This window comes from Polynucleobacter sp. 35-46-11, from assembly GCF_002281105.1.
This window is the reverse complement of record NZ_NCFJ01000303.1, coordinates 1-3,136: the sequence shown is the minus strand read 5'-3', so window position 1 is coordinate 3,136 and position 3,136 is coordinate 1. Positions and strand designations below refer to the sequence as shown.

At 45.3% G+C, this 3,136-nt stretch carries 5 protein-coding genes and 1 pseudogene; 2 read left to right on the top strand and 4 right to left on the bottom strand.

The features are described from left to right. Positions 1 to 336, top strand: a pseudogene (locus B7Y67_RS13915) (polyphosphate kinase 2); the annotation flags it as partial. 5 nt (positions 337 to 341) lie between these two features. Here B7Y67_RS13915 and B7Y67_RS13910 read toward each other — a convergent pair. From B7Y67_RS13910 to B7Y67_RS13895, 4 genes are all read right to left on the bottom strand, one after another. Then, the gene (locus B7Y67_RS13910) at positions 342 to 1,235 is read right to left on the bottom strand and encodes an alpha/beta hydrolase (protein WP_293599163.1); all 894 of its coding nucleotides are present in this window, start codon (positions 1,233 to 1,235) and stop codon (positions 342 to 344) included. 56 nt (positions 1,236 to 1,291) lie between these two features. Then, positions 1,292 to 1,555, bottom strand: coding sequence for a hypothetical protein (locus B7Y67_RS13905; RefSeq protein WP_293599162.1), 264 nt, complete (start codon positions 1,553 to 1,555; stop codon positions 1,292 to 1,294). A 7-nt stretch (positions 1,556 to 1,562) separates the two neighbouring features. Further along, complete coding sequence (locus B7Y67_RS13900; protein WP_293599161.1) at positions 1,563 to 2,249, bottom strand: DUF3313 domain-containing protein; 687 nt, start codon at positions 2,247 to 2,249, stop codon at positions 1,563 to 1,565. An 88-nt stretch (positions 2,250 to 2,337) separates the two neighbouring features. Further along, positions 2,338 to 2,715 (bottom strand): hypothetical protein, encoded by a 378-nt coding sequence (locus B7Y67_RS13895; RefSeq protein ID WP_293599160.1) that lies wholly within the window; start codon positions 2,713 to 2,715, stop codon positions 2,338 to 2,340. A gap of 86 nt (positions 2,716 to 2,801) precedes the next feature. On the opposite strand from B7Y67_RS13895, the gene B7Y67_RS13890 reads away from it, so the two are divergent. Then, positions 2,802 to 3,136: carboxymuconolactone decarboxylase family protein (locus B7Y67_RS13890; protein WP_293599159.1), on the top strand; the 335-nt coding region annotated here is incomplete at its 3' end.

Here is a 3,136-nt window from a genome sequence, read left to right as displayed (position 1 = left end):
GATATCTCCAAAGAAGAGCAAGAAAAAAGGCTTAAAGATCGCAAAAAAGATCCGCTGAAGCAGTGGAAGATCAGCCCTATCGATCAGAAAGCTCAAAAGATGTGGGACGCTTACTCTGAAGCTAGAGACGAAATGCTCAAGAAAACTAATTCATCAGATGCGCCGTGGACCGTCATCTGTGCAAATGACAAAAAGCTTGCACATCTGAATTTGATTGCTGATTTATTGTCCCGAGTTAATTATCCAGATAAAGACAAGAAGATCTTAAAAATTAATCCCAAGATTGTTTTAAGCTGGCCAGCCACTTCTAAAAAATTGCCCAAACTAGCCAAATAGAATACTCAAGCAAAGAATTTCTCTGCCTCAGCAAGCAGCTCCTGCGGCAATTCCTCAGGAATGTAGTGGCCACAAGGAACCCCTCTTCCAGAAACATCTGCAGCCACCCTCTTCCAGTCTTCAATTGGTGAGAAGCACTTAGCTATTAGGCCGCGATCTCCCCATAGGACTCGAAATGGCATTGGTAATTTCTTACCAGCAGCTCTATCAGCTCGATCATGTATTAAATCGATTGAAGCAGACGCACGATAGTCCTCGCACATGGCATGCAAAGATGCCGGATTACTTGCACCCTCTAGATACTCAGACCACGGTTGTGAGTCAAAAATTCCAATACCAGCATGCCTGCCCATATGGTTTTTAATCCAAAACTCGGGGTCAGCGCCAATCAGCGTCTCAGGAATAGGATGCGCTTGGATTAAGAAAAACCAATGCCAATAGCCTCGAGCAAATTCCATCGTAGTGTTCTCGTACATTGCGAGTGTTGGAGAAATATCGAGCACCATCAGGCGCTCGATGCTCTCAGGAAAATCCATTGCTAGACGATGCGATACACGCCCACCACGATCATGACCTAATACCGAGAATGTCTTGTGCCCAAGGGCTTGCATCACGGCATGCTGATCAGTAGCCAAGGATCTTTTTGAGTAGGTTGAATGATCTGGAGTCCCAGCTGGTTTTGATGAGGCGCCATAACCACGAAGATCCGTCACGACCACAGAAAAACGCTTTGCCAACTGAGGGGCAATGTGACGCCAAATTGCTTTAGATTGAGGAAATCCATGCAGCAGTAGCAACGCGGGACCGGAGCCAGCAGTCTGGCAAGCAATATCAATCGGGCCATCTGCCGAAGGGACTGTAATGATGGAATCCTTAAAACCTTCAATTACGTAAGTCATCATCTACTCCAATAAAAAAGAGCCTCATCTGAGGCCCTTTCATTCTATCAATCTAATTACCTAGCGGCCATTGCCTCAATCTGAGCAACCGTAACATAGCCTTTATTCTGCTCATCAATTCTACTGAAATGATCGTAGACTCGAGGCATACACCCCTTAGCCTCATTAAGAGTAAGTTTGCCATCTCGATTGACATCATACTGAGAAAAACGTTCTTGAATCTCTTTATTACGTGATGCCTCATCAGCATACACAGGAGTTGCAATGAAAATGGATACTGCTGCACCGATGAGACCAAGATTAGAAATGAAAGCTCGCATCAGAAATTTATTTAGCCCCAGTAGCTCTTGGATCGGCAGAAGTTTCCATAGCTACCTTCACTACCTTTTTGGCCATAGCGACAAATGATTCAACGGAACCTCCGCCAGTTCGGAAAGACTCTCCCTGAATTGTTACCAAGCCTTCACCAATCACATCTTTGGTTTGGCTATCAGTAATCTTGCTCTCCACTAGCATCGCTGGAGTTTTAGAGTTCACGCCACCGGCATAAGCAGCCGCATTCATGGCCAAGCCAATCGGCGTGAAATTCCACGGCTGCAAACTATCAGCTGAACTTTCTGCCCCAGTAATACCAACAGAGATTCGCGCTACACCTGGACCAGGCTGATTTACGATCTTGATATTTCCGCGACTATTCACTGCGCTGACCATTGAATCCTGCAATGCGATCTGCGCCTGATTAATCACCTCTGGAGAAATTTCTTTAGTAGCATTCTGATTTAAATAAATTGGGTCCAAAATTACTGCAGTGTATGCGCCAGGATTGACACCCGCCTTGCGATATCTCCAAATACGGGTATCGGCTTCAGACGTAGCCATTGGCACCAGCACAGAATAATTTGGTAAGAAGCCAGACTTTGGCATTGGCTGACTTGCCAACTTAGGAGTATTACTACATGCCGCCAATAAAGTGGCTGCAGAAATTGCTACAACTAAAGCACCTAATTTATTCATTTTTGGATCCGATGCGTGATTTGATGTGGATTAGCTCTTAGGCTAGTTGAACTGATCATACGCCTCATTCAAGACTGTGACCCACACCCTAGGGTGCTGGGCACGGCATGAGGCTGCCAGACTTTTGATGGAGTTGTGGCTTGCACTCAACTGGTGCAGTAACGGCCTTTGGTGCTGAAGTGGGTGTTGAGGTAGAAGTTGATGATGGGCTTGTAGTTGCTTTAGATGTCTGAACCTCTGTACCCTGCTTCACTTTTGGTGCAGTTGTATTTAAGGCCGGAATCGATTTATAAAATTGCTTATCGCTACCAGGGCAAGGCATTAAGGCCCCGGTCTTGGCGTTCATGATGGGCTTACATTCTGGGTCGGCCTGCAATCTTGCTTCGAGCTTGTCAACAGTGCATGCACCGAGCATCAAAACAGCAAAAGATAAGATGGTGATAGAAAACAGGCGAGAGATGTTCATACGAACTATTCTAGGCTAAACAGCGAAACATAAATAGTGGCAATATATGGAATCTATTAAATACACCTTCAACACAGGAGACGAATGTGAATAAAGAATCATTTGAAAAAGGACTTAAGACTCGCCGCGAAGTACTGGGTGCGGAGTATGTAGATAACTCCATCAAGAATGCCGATGCATTCAATATGCCGATGCAGGAGTTGGTGACCGAATATTGTTGGAATGAAATTTGGAATCGCCCTGGCTTAGACCGCAGAACCAGAAGCATCATTAATCTGTCGATGATCACTGCCTTAAATCGTCCGCATGAGCTCAAGCTTCACGTCAGGGGTGCAATTAATAATGGTCTGAGCAAAGAGGATATTCAGGAAATATTTTTGCAAGCTGCGATTTACTGCGGCGTACCAGCTGCAATTGATAG

What these genes read in the sequence shown, in the direction of transcription:
- B7Y67_RS13910 (WP_293599163.1), bottom strand. Translation starts at nt 1,235, where the DNA reads ATGACTTACGTAATTGAAGGTTTTAAGGATTCCATCATTACAGTCCCT.
- B7Y67_RS13905 (WP_293599162.1), bottom strand. Translation starts at nt 1,555, where the DNA reads ATGCGAGCTTTCATTTCTAATCTTGGTCTCATCGGTGCAGCAGTATCC.
- B7Y67_RS13900 (WP_293599161.1), bottom strand. Translation starts at nt 2,249, where the DNA reads ATGAATAAATTAGGTGCTTTAGTTGTAGCAATTTCTGCAGCCACTTTA.
- B7Y67_RS13895 (WP_293599160.1), bottom strand. Translation starts at nt 2,715, where the DNA reads ATGAACATCTCTCGCCTGTTTTCTATCACCATCTTATCTTTTGCTGTT.